General features: G+C 55.8%; 12 protein-coding genes and 1 pseudogene. 11 read left to right on the forward strand and 2 right to left on the reverse strand.

All coding sequences use genetic code 11. The annotated features are described in order from the left end of the window. Positions 1 to 568 precede the first annotated feature (568 nt). The 4 genes and pseudogenes from VI25_RS09915 to dnaE all read left to right on the forward strand — a co-directional run bounded on the left by VI25_RS09915 (position 569) and on the right by dnaE (position 9,650). Complete coding sequence (locus tag VI25_RS09915; RefSeq protein ID WP_236705002.1) at positions 569 to 2,335, forward strand: outer membrane beta-barrel protein; 1,767 nt, start codon at positions 569 to 571, stop codon at positions 2,333 to 2,335. 327 nt (positions 2,336 to 2,662) lie between these two features. Beyond that, positions 2,663 to 4,813: a lytic transglycosylase domain-containing protein gene (locus tag VI25_RS09920; protein ID WP_045687598.1), complete on the forward strand. Its 2,151-nt coding sequence runs from the start codon at positions 2,663 to 2,665 to the stop codon at positions 4,811 to 4,813. Between the two features lie 61 nt (positions 4,814 to 4,874). After that, positions 4,875 to 5,588 carry a LysM peptidoglycan-binding domain-containing protein gene (locus tag VI25_RS09925; protein WP_045687599.1) on the forward strand — a complete coding sequence of 238 codons (714 nt, stop codon included), beginning with the start codon at positions 4,875 to 4,877 and terminating at the stop codon, positions 5,586 to 5,588. Positions 5,589 to 5,964: 376 nt separating this feature from the next. Then, positions 5,965 to 9,650 (forward strand): annotated as a pseudogene (gene dnaE, locus VI25_RS09935) (DNA polymerase III subunit alpha). Positions 9,651 to 9,715: 65 nt separating this feature from the next. Here dnaE and VI25_RS09940 read toward each other — a convergent pair. Both VI25_RS09940 and VI25_RS09945 read right to left on the reverse strand, forming a co-directional pair. Beyond that, positions 9,716 to 10,597, reverse strand: a complete 882-nt coding sequence (locus VI25_RS09940; protein WP_045687601.1) for a YsnF/AvaK domain-containing protein — start codon at positions 10,595 to 10,597, stop codon at positions 9,716 to 9,718. 36 nt (positions 10,598 to 10,633) lie between these two features. Next, positions 10,634 to 11,116 (reverse strand): YsnF/AvaK domain-containing protein, encoded by a 483-nt coding sequence (locus tag VI25_RS09945; RefSeq protein ID WP_045687602.1) that lies wholly within the window; start codon positions 11,114 to 11,116, stop codon positions 10,634 to 10,636. A 309-nt stretch (positions 11,117 to 11,425) separates the two neighbouring features. Between VI25_RS09945 and VI25_RS09950 the strand changes: the two genes are divergently transcribed. The 7 genes from VI25_RS09950 to ureC all read left to right on the forward strand — a co-directional run bounded on the left by VI25_RS09950 (position 11,426) and on the right by ureC (position 17,428). After that, complete coding sequence (locus VI25_RS09950; protein WP_045687603.1) at positions 11,426 to 11,947, forward strand: GbsR/MarR family transcriptional regulator; 522 nt, start codon at positions 11,426 to 11,428, stop codon at positions 11,945 to 11,947. A 101-nt stretch (positions 11,948 to 12,048) separates the two neighbouring features. Further along, positions 12,049 to 12,966: a TIGR01777 family oxidoreductase gene (locus VI25_RS09955; protein WP_052695034.1), complete on the forward strand. Its 918-nt coding sequence runs from the start codon at positions 12,049 to 12,051 to the stop codon at positions 12,964 to 12,966. Positions 12,967 to 13,036: 70 nt separating this feature from the next. Then, on the forward strand, positions 13,037 to 13,405 hold the full coding sequence (locus VI25_RS09960; protein WP_045687605.1) for a hypothetical protein: 369 nt from the start codon (positions 13,037 to 13,039) through the stop codon (positions 13,403 to 13,405). Between the two features lie 202 nt (positions 13,406 to 13,607). Beyond that, positions 13,608 to 13,937, forward strand: a complete 330-nt coding sequence (trxA, locus tag VI25_RS09965) for a thioredoxin (protein ID WP_044003005.1) — start codon at positions 13,608 to 13,610, stop codon at positions 13,935 to 13,937. Between the two features lie 226 nt (positions 13,938 to 14,163). Continuing rightward, positions 14,164 to 14,763, forward strand: a complete 600-nt coding sequence (locus VI25_RS09970) for a hypothetical protein (RefSeq protein ID WP_045687606.1) — start codon at positions 14,164 to 14,166, stop codon at positions 14,761 to 14,763. A gap of 45 nt (positions 14,764 to 14,808) precedes the next feature. Beyond that, positions 14,809 to 15,543 carry an urease subunit beta gene (locus VI25_RS09975; protein WP_045687607.1) on the forward strand — a complete coding sequence of 245 codons (735 nt, stop codon included), beginning with the start codon at positions 14,809 to 14,811 and terminating at the stop codon, positions 15,541 to 15,543. Between the two features lie 169 nt (positions 15,544 to 15,712). Beyond that, positions 15,713 to 17,428: an urease subunit alpha gene (ureC, locus tag VI25_RS09980; protein WP_045687608.1), complete on the forward strand. Its 1,716-nt coding sequence runs from the start codon at positions 15,713 to 15,715 to the stop codon at positions 17,426 to 17,428. The last annotated feature ends 64 nt before the right edge of the window (positions 17,429 to 17,492 follow it).

Below are 17,492 nucleotides of genomic sequence, written 5' to 3' on the forward strand. Positions count from 1 at the left end.
CCAGTTCACGGGTTTCGACGACGGCAACCAGCAGAAAACTATCAATATTGTCACTAAGCCCCAGTTCCGCAATGGTCAGTTTGGGCGGGTGCAGGCCGGGTATGGCCCTCAGGACGACCGGTACCAAGTCAGTGGCAACATCAACCAGTTTAAGGGCAAGCAGCGCCTTTCCGTGGTGGCCCAGAGCAACAATATCAATCAGCAAAACTTTGGCACCGAGGACTTGTTGGGGGTAGTAGGCAACTCGCGCCAGAGCGGTGGGGGCGGCCAGGGCCAACGGGGCCAAGGCGGCGGCCGGGCCGGCGGGGGCGGTGGTGGCGGTAACGCCAGTGACTTCCAAGTGGGCCAGCAGGGCGGCATTTCAAAAACGCACGCTATCGGCCTCAACTACTCCAACATGTGGGGCACCAAGACGGATGTGCAAGGCAGCTACTTCTTCAACCTGAGCGACAATACCGCTAGCAGCAACTTGCTACGCCGCTACGTGGCTCCAGGCGGCCTCAGCCAGGACTTGCGCTATAGCGAGAACTCACTGAGCACTAGCCGCAATATCAACAACCGGTTCAATATGCGCCTCGACCACAAGTTCGACTCGCTGAACTCGCTTTTGTGGCGGCCCAGCCTCTCGGTGCAGCGCAACACCGGCAACAGCCTGCTCGACGGCCGCACGTTTGAGGTAGCGGCCAGTGAAGCAGAGCAAAGCCAAGGGGGCAACAACAGCTCCTACCGCTCGGCCCTCACGGGCATTACAGCAGGCAACCAGCTCCTGTACCGCCACCGCTTCGTGAAGAAGGGCCGAACGGTATCCGTGGGGTTGAACACCACCTACAACGACAAAAACGGCGACAACACGCTGCTTTCCAATACTTCCTCGGTTGATACGACGGGCGCTACCCAAACGGCCCTGCTCAATCAGTTCTCCGAACTGACCCAAACGGGTTGGGCGTGGAATGGCAACATCAACTACACGGAGCCGCTGGGCCAGTACAGCCAGTTGCAGGCCGAGTACCGGGTATCCTACACTCCCAACGATTCTGATAAGAAGACCTACAACTTTTCGCCCGGCGAGCAAGAATATTCCCTTCTCAACGATACGCTCAGCAGTGTATTCGAAAGCCGCTACCTGACCAACTCCGGAGGCCTAACGTACCGGTTTCAAAACAAAGAGTTTCAGTGGATGGCCGGCGCCACAGTGCAGCACGCCCAACTCCGTAGCGACCAAACTTACCCGCGGCCGGCCCTTACAGAGCGCACCTTCCTGAACGTGCTGCCCAACGCCATGGTACGCTACAACTTCTCGCGCCAGCAAAACCTGCGTCTGAACTACCAGATGCGCACCAACTCGCCTAACATCAGCCAACTGCAAGAAGTAGTCAACAATGCAAACCCGCTGCAGCTCACAACGGGCAACCCCAACCTGCGCCAAGAAAACCAGCACAATCTGTTTCTGCGCTACTCTTCGGCCGTTCCAGAGAAGTCAACCTCCTTTTTCGCCTTGCTGAGCGGCTCCTACACGAATAACTACATCACCAATAGCACCGTGTACGCCGCCAGTGGGCCCGTTACGTTTGAAGGCATTGTAATTCCGGCCGGTGGTCAGCTCACGCGCCCCGTCAACCTGGATAAGCAATACAGCCTACGGTCCTTCATCAACTATAGCTTGCCGCTGAGCTTCATCAAGTCTAACCTCAACGTGAATGCCAATGCTACCTACTCCCAGTCGCCGGGCTTGGTGTTTGGCGAGTTGAACTATAGCCGCACGCCTTCTGTGGGCCTGGGGGTAGTACTGAGCAGCAACGTGAGCCCCGAGCTAGACTTTACGATTTCCTCTAATTCCAGCCAGAGCTACGTAAGCAATACCCTGGCCAGCCAGGTAAACCGCCAGTACTTCCGGCAGAATACTTCCCTGCGCCTCAGCTGGATTCTGGCCAAAGGCATTACGCTACAGTCCGACATTCGCCATCAGCTGTACACGGGTCTGACGGCGGGCTACAACCAAAACTTTGTGCTCTGGAATGCGTCCCTGGGCAAAAAGATATTTGCAAAGCAGCAAGGCGAAATTAAACTCTACGCCTTCGACCTGCTAAAGCAGAACAACAACATTCAGGTCAACAACACGGCGGCCTACTTTGAAACGACGCAGACCAACATCCTGCAGCGTTATTTCATGGTGATGTTCACGTACAACATTCGTTCCTTCAACGGTGCCAGCCGCGACGACACAGCGCCTAGTGAAGAGCGCCGCCCGCAGGGGCAGCGCCCGGGCGGCTTCGGCCCACCCGCTGGTGGGGGGCGTCCGGGCGGCTATGGCCCGCCTGCGGGGGGCGGCATGTAGCCTTCACTCTCCTTTGTTCTAAACACTATAGCAACGCCGTCGCCTCACCGCGGCGGCGTTGCTGCTTGTACGAAGGGTTTGCACGCGCACCTCATTCGCTACTTTTGGCGCCGGCTACAGCTTAGAAATTTACTTTCTGGCTTGCTGAGCAAGGTACTGCCGAGGCAGTAGGACCGTCGGGATAGAATCAGTACGGCGCCAAGTAGTATTCTACCATTCTGTTGTACTTGGCGCAGGACATGGCCAACTCCCCTGATTTTTCTTCTACTTTGTAGGCACAAAGCCGGCTACGTGCATGTGCAGGGCCCGCGTGTTGCCTGTTTTTCAATGAAACGACTTGTATTCTTCCTGTGCGGCCTGCTGCCTCTGCTCGCCGCCGCTCAGTCGGTGCCAGTACCGCGCACCGTGGACGTGGCCGGCTTGCACCTGCGCCTCACCGATGGCGGCCGCCAAGCCGTGCAGCAAAAGGTAGACGCGTTGCGGCGCCACCCCGCTTCATTCCAGGCCCGCGTAATTCTGGCCGATGCTTATTTTCCCCTCATCGACCGGGTATTTCAGCAAGAAGGCCTTCCCCTGGATTTTCACTTCTTGGCCCTCCAAGAAAGCGGCCTGCAGGGTGATGCCCAGAGCATTCATGATGCGGTGGGGTACTGGCAGTTTAAGCGCGAATCGGCGGCCGACTTTGGGTTGCTGATGAACGACGCTATTGATGAGCGCAAACACATTACGGCCTCTTCTAAGGCCGCTGCCCAGTACCTGTTGCGCAATAACAAAACCTTTCACAACTGGGTCAACTCTCTGCTGAGCTACAACCTGGGGCTTACGGGTACCAAGCCCTACACCCTGCCCACCGACTACGACGCCACGGATGTCGAGCTAACGGAGCAGACCCACCCCTACATTCTCACGTTCGTAGCTCACAAGCTGGCCTTCGAGTCGGCCGTGGGCCTCAACACCAAACCCCCTCTGCTGCTGCAGGAGTTTCCGGCCCCCGCCGGGCAACCCTTGTCTATCATGGCAGAAGGCTTGCAGCAAGAGCCAGCCGAGCTAGCGAAGTACAACCGATGGCTGCTGGCACCCACCGTACCCACCGACCGGGTATACACCATGGTGGTCCCCATCACCGACCCCATGCAGATGACGGCGCTAGCAGCCCAGCAGAAAAACGCTACGGCTGGCCAACTGCTGAACAAGCCCACCCCCGACCCTGAGGATGCGGAGTTTGTGCGCGTGAATGGGCTGCGGGCGGTGGTTGCCCTGCCCGGAGACACCAAAGAGTCATTGGCTAAGCGGGCCAAGCTGAAGATGCGCAAGTTCATGCAGTACAATGACTTGTTTGCCTTTGACAACATTGTACCCGGCCAGCCTTACTTCGTGCAGAAGAAGCGCGACAAGGCCGAAGTAGAATATCACGTAGCCCGCCCCGGCGAAAGCGTTGCTACCGTATCGCAGAAGTACGGCATGCGTGCCAAAGCTATCTGGAGCAAAAACCGCATGCCGCGCAACGAGGAACTGCGCCCTGGCCGGGTACTGTGGCTGCAGCACACACGCCCGAAAAATGTACCCGTGGAGTATGCCGACGGCAACAATGCTACGGCCCTAGCGGCTTTCGAAAAGCCCGTTGCGGCAGCTTCTGCCCCTGCTAAGCCCCAAGTGGAGAAGGAACCGTATCGGGGCCGCACCGCCGAGGCAATGCGGGTGCTGGAAGACACTACCTCTGAGACAGAAGACACCTCAGCCAACGGTACCGTGGTGCAACCCGACAGCGCAACCGACGACCACACCGAAAACTTAAACGAGCTTCCACCGGCACCTACCCAGCCGGCTCCTACTACCGCTTCTGCTCCCAGCGTTTATACCGAGCGCCCTGCTATCCCAGCCGCCGCTGCTCCGGCGCCTCGCAAGCCCTTACCAACGCCAGCACCCGTAGCCGATGAGCCCCGCGAAACGGAGGAAGAGCCCGTACCCGCAGCCACTCCTACCCCAGTACCAGCCCCAAGGCCCGCTACACCAACGCCTGTGGCGCCGCCAGCTACCTCCCCTCCTGCTCCGGCGCCTACGCCCGTGCCTACGGTGGTGGAACCCATACCGGCTAGCGGCCTGCACACCGTAGAGCCTAAGGAAAACCTATATTCCGTAGCGCGCCGCTTCTCCCTGCGCCCGGCCGATATTTTAGCGTGGAACAACTTGGCCCCGAACCCGAGCCTGCGCATCGGGCAAGTGCTCCGCGTAGCGCCCCCCACCAACAGTGCTCCTCCTGCCTCGCCGGCCCCTACCTTGCCTGTTACCAAGCCTGTTCCCGCTACGCCGGCTCCTACGGCCCCTGCTGCTACCCGCCACACAGTACAAAAGGGGGAAACCCTGTACAGCATTGCCCGCCGCTATGGCGTAAAGCCAGCCCAGTTACAGGAGTGGAATAGCAAGCCCGATATGGGGGTTAAGATTGGGGAAGTTCTTATAGTCCAAGCGGCGCAGTAAGGCAGCACTACGGGCGTACCCTTCCCTTCCGATTACGTTATAATTTTTCTTTTCCTTTCTGATGCGTGCCTTCAGTACCTTTTCCCTACTGGCTGCTTTATCTCTGTGTTCTTTTGCCAGCCGGGCCCAACAAGTAACTCTTTCGCCAACCCTTTCCGACGATTCTGTGCGGGTGATGTCGGGGCTAGTGCAAACGAGCGTACGCCAGTTGCGTAGCATCTACTACGAGCCCAACGATGCCAAAGCCATTGAGTTGATTGATGCCGCCGTGCGCGACATTACGCCCCTCAACCAGCGGTTGCGTCAGTATACGGCAGATCTTAATCCTGAGCAGCAGCGCGTACTCACTCAGCGCCTACGCCAGCAGCCCTGGCAAATTGAGTTGCAGACCTTATTGCGTAGCCCCCAGTACAAGGGGTTCAACGCCCGAGCCGCCAAGAATCCAGCCCTGAAAACGGCAGCCGAACGACTGCAAGCAGCTGGCTTTATAGGCATGCCCAAGGCGGCTACGGCTGCGCGTACTGCCCCTACTCCAACGGTAGCAGCGGTTTCCCCTGCTACGTCTGCCCGGCCCACCAACAACCTGGTAGCTAGCCCTCCCACCCCTGCTACCTCCTTAGCCGCCGCCAAAAAGCACACGGTGCAAAAAGGCGAAACCCTATTCAGCATTGCTAAGCAGTACAACGTGAAGCCAGCGCAGTTACAGGCTTGGAACGCCAAGCCAGATAATGGCGTAAAAATCGGCGAAGTACTGCTTGTGGAAGCCGCCCAATAATCTTATCAAACGCATATTTCACTCAGGAAAGGCAGCACGTGGTGGCTGCCTTTTTCTGTTTATGGATAGGTGTGAACGTGCTGCGCAACAAGGCCCTTGGGCAGCCTACGGTTCAGAACGCTCTGCAGGAATCCAAGGGGGCCAAGCTAAAAAAACAGTTCTCGAATCTTTTTTTCTCAGCCTATTTTCTTCACTCGCAACTTTGTGTAGGCTGGCCGCACCAGTATTCGTGCAGCTTGGGGGTGACATAAAACAAACGCTGGAGCTGATTATAGTAATACGCCAAAATCCCTTAGCGCGCAATCTTTCCCCACGGCTGTTTCATGGGTAACTTTACTTTCCGCTTCGCGCCCTAACGGCGCAAAGCGCCTTGCCCATGCCCGTTTTCTCGCACCTTCACTGCCACACCCAATATTCCCTCCTCGATGGTCAGGCCAGCATTTCGGCCCTAATGAAAAAGGCTCAGGCCGATGGCATGCCCGCCGTAGCTCTCACCGACCACGGCAATATGTTCGGAGCCTTCAACTTCGTAGCCGAGGCAAATAAGTACAACGTGAAGCCTATTGTGGGCTGTGAATTCTACCTGGTGGAAGACCGGCACAAAAAGGCTTTCAGCCGGGAAAAGGGCGAGCGGGACGTACGTCACCACCAGCTGCTGCTAGCTAAAGACCAGGCCGGCTATCAAAACTTGGCGAAGCTCTGCTCCATGAGCTTCATTGAGGGCGTGTATTCCAAGTACCCCCGCATCGATAAGGAACTGCTGCTCCAGTACAGCGAAGGCTGATTGCCACCTCCTGCTGCATCGGGGCCGAGATTCCGCAGGCTCTGCTGTGGAAAACGGAGGAAGAAGCTGAAAAGCTGCTGAAGTGGTGGTTAGATGTTTTTGGGGAAGATTACTACATCGAGATTCAGCGCCACGGCATCGAGAACATCGACAACACGGGCAAAAGCCAGGAGGACCTGAATCAGGTGCTGCTAAAGTGGGCTAAGAAGTACAACGTCAAGGTAATTTGCACCAACGACTCCCACTACGTCAATCAGGACGACTTTGCGCCCCACGACTTGCTGCTGTGCGTGAATACCGGTGAGGAGCACAGCATTCCGGTGGGTGACTTCCAAACCAAGTACTTCCGGTTGATGTCCTCGGACAACAAAGTACTCTACGACCATTTGGACAACCTGCGTCCCCTGGCCTCGTCCGACGACCAAGTGCGTCGCCAGCTTATGCGCATTGATGAGGAAGCCCAGATGCCCAAGCCCCGCTCGCGCTTTGGTTTCCCCAACGACCAGTTCTATTTCAAGAGCCAGGAGGAAATGAACCACTTATTCCGGGATGTGCCGGAAAGTGTGGACAACACCAATGAAATTGTGGATAAGATTACGCCGCCCAAGCTGCAGCGCGATATTCTGCTCCCCAACTTCCCCCTACCTGTTGAGCACCCCACCGCCGACGCTTTCCTACGCCACCTCACGTACAAGGGTGCATTCGAGGGCGACCGGCCGCGCTACTCCGAGCGCACCGCGGAAATAGAGGAACGTCTCGATTACGAGTTGCGCATCATTGAAACGATGGGCTTCGCGGGTTACTTCCTCATTGTGCAGGACTTCATCAACCGCGGCCGCGACATGGGCGTGGCCGTGGGGCCAGGCCGGGGCTCGGCGGCTGGCTCAGCGGTGGCTTACTGCGTGGGTATCACCAACATCGACCCCATCAAGTACTCCCTGCTGTTTGAGCGCTTCCTGAATCCTGAGCGTGTGTCGATGCCCGATATCGACATCGACTTTGACGACGTGAACCGCCAGCGCGTGATTGACTACGTGGTGGATAAGTACGGCAAAACTCAGGTAGCCCAGATTATCACCTTCGGTACTATGGCCGCCAAGTCCAGCATTAAGGACGTAGCGCGGGCCATGGAACTGCCCTTGCCCGCTACCAACGAGCTAGCTAAGATGGTGCCCGAACAAGTGGGTACTACCCTGCAAAAGGCCTTTGCTGAAAACCAGGAGCTGGACATGATCCGGCGCGACGATGCCCCCGACAACCTGCGCGGGCAGATTCTGCGCCTGGCTGAGAAGCTGGAAGGCTCGGTGCGCAACACCGGCATTCACGCCGCGGGCGTTATCATCGCCCCCGACGACATCACCAAGTACATACCCGTCAGCACCTCTAAGGACTCGGACCTGCTGGTAACCCAGTTCGACGGTAAGGTGATTGAGAGTGCTGGGATGCTCAAAATGGACTTCCTGGGGCTTAAAACACTCACGATTATTGTGGATGCGCTGGCCCTGATTAAGAAGAACCACGGCGTTGATATCAACATCGATGACATCCCGCTCGACGACCCCAAAACCTACGAACTCTACCAGCGCGGCGACACCATTGGTACGTTCCAGTTTGAATCCGAGGGTATGCGCATGTACCTCAAGGACCTTAAGCCGACCAATATTGAGGACCTGATTGCCATGAACGCCCTGTACCGCCCGGGCCCCATGCAGTTCATTCCAAACTTCATTAACCGCAAGCACGGACGCGAGGAAATTGAATACCCGCACGAGCTGCTGGAGCCCATCTTGAATTACTCCCAGGGCATTATGGTGTACCAGGAGCAAATTATGCAGGCCGCCCAGATTCTGGCTGGCTATTCCCTGGGTGGTGCCGACTTGCTACGCCGCGCTATGGGTAAGAAGGACATGAAGAAGATGGCCCAGGAGCGGGAGAAATTCTGCGAGGGAGCTAAAAAGCTGCACGGCATTGTGGCCAAGAAAGCCAACGAGGTATTTGACGTGATGGAGAAGTTTGCGGCCTACGGCTTCAACCGCTCCCACTCCGCGGCTTACTCGGTAGTAGCCTACCAGACGGGCTACCTCAAGGCCAACTATCCTGCCGAGTACATGGCCGCCGTGTTGACCAACAACATGTCGGACATCAAGAAGGTAACCTTCTTCATTGAGGAAGCCCGCCGCCAAGGGGTGGCCGTACTCGGCCCCGACGTAAACGAATCCATCCTCAAGTTCAACGTTAACGAAAAGGGCCAGATCCGCTTTGGCATGGCGGCCGTGAAGGGAGCGGGCGAGGCGGCCATTGAGAACATTGTAGCCGAGCGCGACAAGAAAGGGCCATTTACCGACATCTTCGACTTCTCGAAGCGGGTAAACCTGCGCGCCGTCAACAAGAAAACGTTTGAAAGCCTGGCTTTGTCGGGGGCCTTCGACTCGTTTGAGCGGTATCATCGCCGCCAGTTTGTGGAAGCCCCAGCCGGCGACCAGAACCTGATCGATAAGGCCGTGCGCATGGGCCAGCAGTACCAGCAGGAGCAGGAATCGGCCCAGCAGAGTTTGTTTGGGGGTGGAGCTTTCGGGGCGGTAGCCATGCCTCTTCCGAAGGTAGCCGACATGGAAGCCTGGCCTGCCACGGAGCAGTTGCGCCGCGAAAAGGAAGTAGTAGGCTTCTACCTATCTGGCCACCCGCTAGACGACTACAAGCTCGAAATTGACTCCTACTGCACCTGTGGGTTGGATAAGGTAGAGAACTACAAGAACCGCGAGGTGACGGTGGCCGGACTGATTTCCAACGTGCTATTCAAAACCACCAAGACGGGTCAGCCCTTCGTTTCGTTCAGCGTGGAAGACTACGAATCAAGCCTTAATTTAGCCCTGTTCCGCGACGACTACTCCCGCTTCTCGGCCCTTATTAACCCGCGTAACTACGACAAGGAGCAGGTACCACCCATGTATATCCGGGGTAAGTACGCCCAACGTTTCCGCGACTCCGACCAGTTTGAGTTCAAGATCCTGACCATGGAGCCCTTGTTCAACGTGGCCGAGAAGCTAGCAAATGGTGTGCGCGTACAGCTCGATCTGCGCACCATTACGGAGCCCTTCATGGACCGCTTTATGGAGGCAGTAGAGGGTGCCGCCGGCTCTAAGAAGCTAGAAATTAAGTTTGCCGAGCCGCACGAGCACCTAACCGTAGACACGTACTCCCGCCGCTACCGCATCGAACCAAAAGAGTTTATTCGGAAGATGCGCGAAATGGAAATTGACGCTTGCCAACTGATTTAGGCAATCACCAGAACACAAAAAAGGGCGCCACAAGTGGCGCCCTTTTTTGTGTTCTGGTGATAAGACTACGAGCGAAGTTGCTCTTCGTCGGTGGTGTAGCCAGTCCGGTTGGTAGTCGTATCGTTGAGGCGCTCCACGTCTACTTCCGTTTTGCGCACCGTGTCGCGAATGGTTTCTTCGCGCTCAGTTACTTCCTTACCAAGGGTTACTTCTTCTACCACGCGGGCTTCTTTACCTACTACAGCGCGTTCGGCACTTTCCGTAATCTCTACTTCACCTTCTTTAAAGGCAGCGAAATCAGCTTCGGTAGCCGGGCGGTTAACGGGGTGACGCTCTACGTTCACATGCTCTTCGCGCAAACGCACGCTTGCTTCTACTGGGCGCTCTACAATGCGGCTGCGTAGACGGGCACCGCCCGTCTGCTCTACCCGCTTGCCTACTTGCAGGTTCTCTTCAATAACCTGGGCCGATAGGCCAGCATCCGTCGTGTTGGCAGTAGCTTGGTTTGTTTGATCAGCTTGGAGGTTGTTGGCTACGTAGCCGGTTTGGGCGGCACGCTCATCTACGTCCACGGCACCAGCTTGGTCCAGAATTTCAGCGGCACGGTGTGCGTGCTCAGCTGACTGGCAATGGACGGTTACTATCGAGCCGCTTTGGCGAGCTACGTGCGAGTAACGGCTGCTGGCGTCATTATCGTCGTCGCCGCCGAACAGATTGCTGAAGAAATTGCTGATACCATCGCCCGTACGGCCGGCGGCGTCTGCTACTCCTTCGGTGGCGGTGCCTGTGCTATTGTAATAGTTGCTGCCGGAAGCATTGCCCGACTGATTGGCTCCGTGGGAGGCTACATCAACACTATCTTGAGTAAAGCCAGCGGCGGCGAGTTGACGGGCGGCTTGTTGGGCTTCTTGTGCGGTATCGAAAATTCCTACTACGGTCTGGTTCATGACAAAAAAATTAGGTGAATAGGTTAGGAGAAAGAATTAAGAATTAGTGGAAGGCGTATTGGGTGAGAGTGGGGTAGCAGCACTGGCCGCAGCGGGCTGGCGCTCTACGTGTAGTTCTTCGTGGCGCAGTGTTACGGGCTCAGTGTGTGTGGTTTGCACGACACGCTTTAGCACCCGAATCTCCTCCACCACGAGTAGGCGCGTCACAACTACTTCTCGTAGCACGGGAATAATTGTAACGTTGTCTTCATAGCGGGTACCTGGGGTAGGCGCACCGTCAGCCACGAATTGGTTGATGGCCACGCGTTCTACCAGTATCTCCTCGTGCTGAAGCGGTATTTCCAAGTGTTCCTCCCGCTCGTGCACGGTTTTGGCAAGCCGGACACGCCCGCTTTCTACCACTTCGCGAGAAACAACGGCGTGCTCCTCAATAATTGGTATTACCAGCCGCTCCTCGCTGGTGGCGGGTACGCGGGGAGGGTTCTGGGAGGGGAAAGAAGAATTCGTGCTTGTATCCATCGAGGGCTAATACGCCCTTCACTGGCTGCTGTTCTTAGTGCCGAGCTTGTTATTTTCTACGTCCAATGCTTACTAGTGCAATTATTTCCTGATACATAAATGCATCTATACTATTTAATATTCAGCTTCTTAGTAGCAAGAAGGACGGTAAGGAAGTTTTATAAGCTCAACTAGGCAGTTGTACTATAGAAAGAGGTTCAAAATTTTGCCATAGTGAGTAGCACGGGTCAAAGCCAGTGAAAACAGAAAAAGCAGTTTTTTATTTTCAATTTTTATTGAAAGTTTAAAATACACCTGTACATTTGAGCTATGCAACTCGACGAAGCCAAGCGCAAATTCATTGAAGGCTGGGGTACCCTCGGTTCCGCCTGGGGCGTTAGTCGCACAATGGCGCAGGTACACGCATTATTGCTGGTATCGGTAGGGGCGCTGAGCACCGAGGATATCATGGACCAATTGCAGATTTCGCGCGGTAACGTCAACATGAATGTCCGGGCCCTTATGGACTGGGGCATTGTGCGCAAGGAGTTGCGCCCTGGTGAGCGACGTGAGTTTTTCTCAGCTGAGAAAGATATTCACCGCGTAGCTACCTTAATTCTACAGGAACGCCGCCGACGCGAACTTGAGCCGATTATGCGCGTGCTAGGCGAAATAAGCCAGGTAGAGCCCTCGCCCGCTGCCACGGCTGAAGAAACAGAGGCTTTTACCAAGATGATAGGCAACATTCAGAACTTTGCTGATTTCGCAAACCGGGCGGCCTCTACCCTTATTAAAGCGGATGAAAACTGGTTCTTGAGCACCTTTATGAAGCTAATGCGCCCTAATGGCTAAAAAGGGAGCTTATTTTTTTGCTTATGTATTTCAATTTTTATTGAAAGTTTAAAATACACCATCACATTACCCCATCCATTGCTTCTTTATCTCTTACTGTCGTGGCACGCCCTAAAATGATTCTGGCTGGTGGTAGCGGTTTCTTAGGAAGACGCTTAACGCGTCATTTCACCCAGTTGGGTTACCATGTGGTGCTATTGAGTCGGCGAAACACTCCCAATACCGTTCAGTGGGATGGCCGCACCCTAGGGCCATGGGCAGCTGAGTTAGAAGGAGCCGCCGTACTTCTCAACATGGCTGGTCGCTCAGTAGACTGCCGCTATACGGCCCGCAACAGAGCGGCTATTACGCAAAGCCGCATAAAAAGCACCCGCGTGTTGGGCGAAGCTGTGGCAGCCTGCCAAAACCCGCCGGCCGTATGGATAAACTCGTCTACTGCCACCATATACGAGGACACTACCGGCGACGCACCCGCCAATACGGAAGCCACGGGCCGCATCGGTCGCAACTTTTCGGAGATGGTAGCTCAGCAGTGGGAAGCTATGTTCTGGCTGATGCCTACCCCAAGTACGCGGCGCATTGTGGTGCGGACAGCTATTGTGTTGGGGGCCGATGGCGGGGCATTACCTGTAATGGCTCAGCTAGCAAAGTTTGGCTTGAGTACACCCCAAAGCACCGGGCAGCAGTGGGTAAGTTGGCTGCACGTGCAGGATTTCTGCCGGGCCGTAGAATTTCTAATAGGGCGCCCCGTGCTGGAAGGAACCTTCAACGTGTGTAGTCCGCATCCTATTCTGAATCAAGAATTTACTAGCCTGCTCGATACGCACTACCGGCCAAAGTGGCACATACCGCAGCCGAAGTGGCTGCTAGAGGTCGGAGCCTTCCTGCTGGGTACTGAAACCGAGTTGGTTCTGAAAAGCCGCAAGGTAGTTCCTCGGCGCCTGCAGGATGCTGGCTTTCAGTTCCGATACCCTACCTGCGCCGGGGCCTTAGCCGATTTATTAGCGCAAGTAGCTTAGCCGCCCTCTTCCCCATCTGCTTTTTTACGCGCTTTTACTTTTTCTCACCTTCACCTTAATTCTCAAAGCCATGAATTACTATTTGCTGGTGTACGGGCTGTATTTGCCCACCACGGTGCTCCTCACCCTATGGGTAGCACGCACGCTCTTTACCAATGGCCGCACCTTCCTAGTCGATATTTTTCATGGCAATGAAGCTCTGGCCGACTCCGTGAATAAGCTTCTGCTCACTGGGTTCTACCTCATCAACGTTGGCTACGCTACTCTTACGTTGCGCAGCACCGATACCATTAGAAGCTACCAGTCGGCAGTAGAGACGCTTAGCATCAAGCTGGGCACCATCCTTCTCATTCTGGAAGCTATGCATTTCCTCAACCTGTATGTCTTTTATAAGCTACGCAACCGGGCACAAGCATACGCCCGGGCCTACCACTCGTAACTATTAGTAGGTGTGCAATACGGTCCCGGTGGCCTAGGCAGCGCGTGGTTGGCATCATCGGGGCTTAGCCGCCATTGGTGGGGTAGGCTGTCATCTTGGCCGAGTGAACTTTCCGGCCCGACGCTTGTTGAATCGCAATCTGCTACCTTGCGGCCCGGTTGACCGTAAACAGCACTCACATTCCATTAAACCCCCTACTGTTATGGGACATAAAGCCATCGAGATTACCGATGCTAACTTCGACCAGATCATCAACTCCGATAAGCCCGTGCTCGTGGATTTCTGGGCCGAGTGGTGCGGCCCTTGCCGCATGGTAGGCCCGGTAGTAGAAGAGCTGGCTGGTGAATACGAAGGCAAAGCCGTTATCGGCAAAGTTGACGTGGACTCTAATCCGCAGACTTCTGCTAAATTTGGTATCCGCAGCATTCCTACGCTGCTGGTGTTCAAAAACGGCCAAGTAGTAGACAAGCAGGTAGGCGCCGTGCCTAAGCACGTGCTTGCTCAGAAGCTTGATGCTCAGGTAACTGCCTAAGGCTTGTCGTTTTGGAACGCTGAAAAGCAGTAGCTTTTCATACTCCCATAAAATGCCCCACTTCTCTCAATGAGGAGTGGGGCATTTTACGCTTATAGGGGTTTGTTTAGCAGTAGGCAATCAGATAAAGCAATACATTTTTTCGCCCTACCCCTGTCAAAATACCCCTGCTTTCCAGTTAGGACGCTATATTTAGCCGTTAACCCCTAGTGTAGCGTAGGTCCCGATGGAAGCTGTCTTACCTATTTTGTTTGCCTCAGTAGCGGGCATGGGCCATGCCTTTGAGCCCGACCATTTACTGGCCGTAGGTAACATGATTTCGCGCCGCGATACGCTGGCGGAAGCCTTGCGCGACGGCGTCTATTGGGGGTTGGGCCACACAACCATGCTAGTACTAGTTGGGTCGGTCATCATTCTGGGGCGGGCTACATTTCTGCACTCCGGTTATTTTGAGGCGGCAGTGGGTGCCATGCTCATTGCTATGGGCATCATGCGCCTGCTCGACTGGGGTAAGCCCCCCAAATCCGGCCGCTACCAACACCGTTTTGCCTACACCGTGGGGCTCATGCACGGGCTAGCCGGTAGTGGCGCCCTGGTTTTGCTGGTGATGAGCGAAATCCGCACTACCTGGCTGAGCATTCTGTACTTGTTTATTTTCGGCATCGGCTCCATTTTGGGCATGTGTGTAGTAGCGGGCCTGTGCAGTGTTCCTTTTACCCAGCGCATGAAAATCAACCGCTACCTCAAGGCCGGGGCCGTTACCGTGTCGTCGGTGATTTGCATTGTATATGGCGGCTGGATGATTTATACCAACGTGCTTGTCTAACCCCTTGCTGCGGCTGTAGCGGCCTTTCCCTTTTGTCTGCTTGTTATGCACCTATCCCCCAAAGACCTCGATAAGCTGGTGCTGCACCAGGCCGGTTTTGTGGCCCAGAAGCGCTATGCGCGCGGCCTCAAGCTAAATTACCCCGAGGCACTGTCTCTCATTGCTACCCAGCTGCTAGAGTTCATTCGCGACGGTGAGCGGGTAGATGTACTCATGAACAAGGGCAAGCAAGTACTGGGTTTCCAAGACGTGCTGCCTGGTGTGGCAGAGCTATTGGCCGAAGTGCAGATAGAAGGCACCTTCCCCGATGGTACCAAGCTCGTCACGGTGCATCACCCCATCTGCCGCGAAACGGGCGACCCTACGCTGGCCCTCTATAGTTCGGGCCTAACGCGGGCCGAGCCGCTTGCTACCCCCGACAACACCAGCAGCCCCATTCCCGGTGAGTACCACTTAGCCCCCGGCGAACTGCTTCTGAACAAAGGACGCGCTACCGTGGAACTGGACGTAACCAACATGGGCGACCGGCCGGTGCAAGTCGGCTCGCACTACCCCTTCTTCGAGACGAATGCGTCTCTTCAGTTCGACCGTGCCCTCTCCTACGGCTACCGCCTCAACATTCCGGCCGGCACTGCCGTGCGCTTCGAGCCCGGCGAGCGAAAGCGGGTAATGCTGGTAGCGCTGGGCGGCGAGCGTATCGTGTATGGTGGCAATGGGCTGATTGATGGAAAGCTAGATGATTCAGCAGTGCGGGAAATGGCGGTAGGAAAACTCAATTAGTCGCTACCGATCTGTGCTTCATACTATGGCCTGACTTCTTGACTCATATAAGCCTATAGTTATAGCCTTCTGAAACGTGGCCTATGTCGGGCTCATGCTTTTGATGCTCTTTATTATTAGCCTGATGCACGCATTGTAAGGCCACCAACTACTTCTTAAACCCTTTTTCATGTCCCTTCCCATCGACCGGCGCGCGTACGCCGATATGTACGGCCCCACTACAGGCGATACCGTGCGCCTCGGCGACACAGACCTGCTCATCATGGTGGAGAAAGACTACTCTACCTACGGCGAGGAATGCAAGTTCGGGGGCGGCAAGGTGCTGCGCGACGGTATGGGCCAAGCCGCCGGTATAGGCCAAGCCGACGCGCTAGATTTAGTAATTACCAATGCCTTGGTGCTGGATTACACTGGCATTTTTAAGGCCGATATTGGCATCAAGAATGGGCGTATTGTGGGCATTGGCAAGGCTGGCAATCCGCACATTATGCCGGGCGTGACGGCCGGTATGGTGGTAGGCGTGACGACGGAAGTAGTAGCCGGCGAGGGACAGATTCTTACTGCTGGCGGCATCGACTGCCACATTCACTTCATCAGCCCCCAACAGATTCCGGAGGCGTTGGCTTCCGGCGTGACGACCATGATTGGGGGCGGCACCGGGCCAGCGGCGGGCACCAACGCCACCACTTGCACGCCGGGCGCCTTCTACTTAGAAATGATGCTGAAGGCTACCGAGGCCTACCCGCTCAACTTCGGTTTCCTAGGTAAGGGCAATTCCTCCAAACCCGAGGGCTTGATTGAGCAGGTTGAGGCCGGCGCCTTGGGCTTCAAGCTGCACGAGGACTGGGGCACTACGCCCGCCGCCATCGACCAGTGCCTCACCATTGCGGAGCAATATGACGTGCAGGTGTGCATTCACACGGATACACTCAACGAAAGCGGCTTCGTGGAAACCTCTACTGCTGCCTTCAAAGGCCGCACCATCCACTCCTACCACACCGAAGGGGCCGGGGGCGGCCACGCCCCCGACATCATCAAAATCTGCGGAGAGCCTAACGTGCTTCCCTCCAGCACCAACCCCACGCGGCCCTTCACAGTGAATACCATTGATGAGCACCTCGATATGCTCATGGTCTGCCACCACCTCGACCGCAACATTCCCGAGGACGTAGCCTTTGCCGAAAGCCGCATTCGGGGCGAAACCATTGCCGCCGAGGATATTCTGCACGATATGGGTGCCCTGAGTATTATTTCCTCCGATTCCCAAGCCATGGGCCGGGTAGGCGAAGTAATTACGCGCACCTGGCAAACGGCCCACAAAATGAAAACCCAGCGCGGCTTACTCCCCGAGGACGCGGCAACCCAAACGGATAACTTCCGCGCCCGGCGCTACGTGGCCAAGTACACCATTAACCCGGCCCGCGCCCACGGCATCTCGGAAGAAATCGGCTCGGTAGAGTTGGGCAAGCTGGCGGACTTAGTACTGTGGAAGCCACAGTTTTTTGGCGTGCGGCCAGAAATGATTTTGAAGGGAGGCATCATTGCGCAGTCGCAAATGGGCGACGCCAATGCGTCTATTCCCACGCCCCAGCCTTCCTTTTCTCGGCCTATGTTCGGGGCGCTGGGCGGTGCCATTGGCAAGACCTCCATGGTGTTTGTATCGGCGGCCTCAGTAGAGCACGTGCGCAATACCTACCGTTTGCAAAAGCAGGTAGTAGCGGTGAAGAACTGCCGTACGGTGGCAAAAAAGGATATGGCTCTGAACGACTACCTGCCCAATATCGAGGTAGACCCCGAAACCTACCGCGTGCTCGTGGATGGTGTGCACCTTACGTGTGAGCCAGCTAAAAAGCTCCCGCTGGCTCAGTTGTATAACCTGTTCTAGGCGGCGCACCTCTACGCCGAAAAAGCCCACTGGCTAACCACTTAGCTTAGTCTCAGATTTTCTT

This window comes from Hymenobacter sp. AT01-02 (assembly GCF_000961955.2).
GTDB lineage: Bacteria > Bacteroidota > Bacteroidia > Cytophagales > Hymenobacteraceae > Hymenobacter > Hymenobacter mucosus.

Coding starts and splice junctions, on each gene's coding strand:
- VI25_RS09975 (WP_045687607.1), top strand. CDS start 14,809: ATGCACCTATCCCCCAAAGACCTCGATAAGCTGGTGCTGCACCAGGCC.
- VI25_RS09915 (WP_236705002.1), top strand. CDS start 569: ATGCGCCTCGACCACAAGTTCGACTCGCTGAACTCGCTTTTGTGGCGG.
- VI25_RS09945 (WP_045687602.1), bottom strand. CDS start 11,116: ATGGATACAAGCACGAATTCTTCTTTCCCCTCCCAGAACCCTCCCCGC.
- VI25_RS09950 (WP_045687603.1), top strand. CDS start 11,426: ATGCAACTCGACGAAGCCAAGCGCAAATTCATTGAAGGCTGGGGTACC.
- VI25_RS09925 (WP_045687599.1), top strand. CDS start 4,875: ATGCGTGCCTTCAGTACCTTTTCCCTACTGGCTGCTTTATCTCTGTGT.
- VI25_RS09960 (WP_045687605.1), top strand. CDS start 13,037: ATGAATTACTATTTGCTGGTGTACGGGCTGTATTTGCCCACCACGGTG.
- trxA (WP_044003005.1), top strand. CDS start 13,608: ATGGGACATAAAGCCATCGAGATTACCGATGCTAACTTCGACCAGATC.
- ureC (WP_045687608.1), top strand. CDS start 15,713: ATGTCCCTTCCCATCGACCGGCGCGCGTACGCCGATATGTACGGCCCC.
- VI25_RS09970 (WP_045687606.1), top strand. CDS start 14,164: ATGGAAGCTGTCTTACCTATTTTGTTTGCCTCAGTAGCGGGCATGGGC.
- VI25_RS09920 (WP_045687598.1), top strand. CDS start 2,663: ATGAAACGACTTGTATTCTTCCTGTGCGGCCTGCTGCCTCTGCTCGCC.
- VI25_RS09940 (WP_045687601.1), bottom strand. CDS start 10,597: ATGAACCAGACCGTAGTAGGAATTTTCGATACCGCACAAGAAGCCCAA.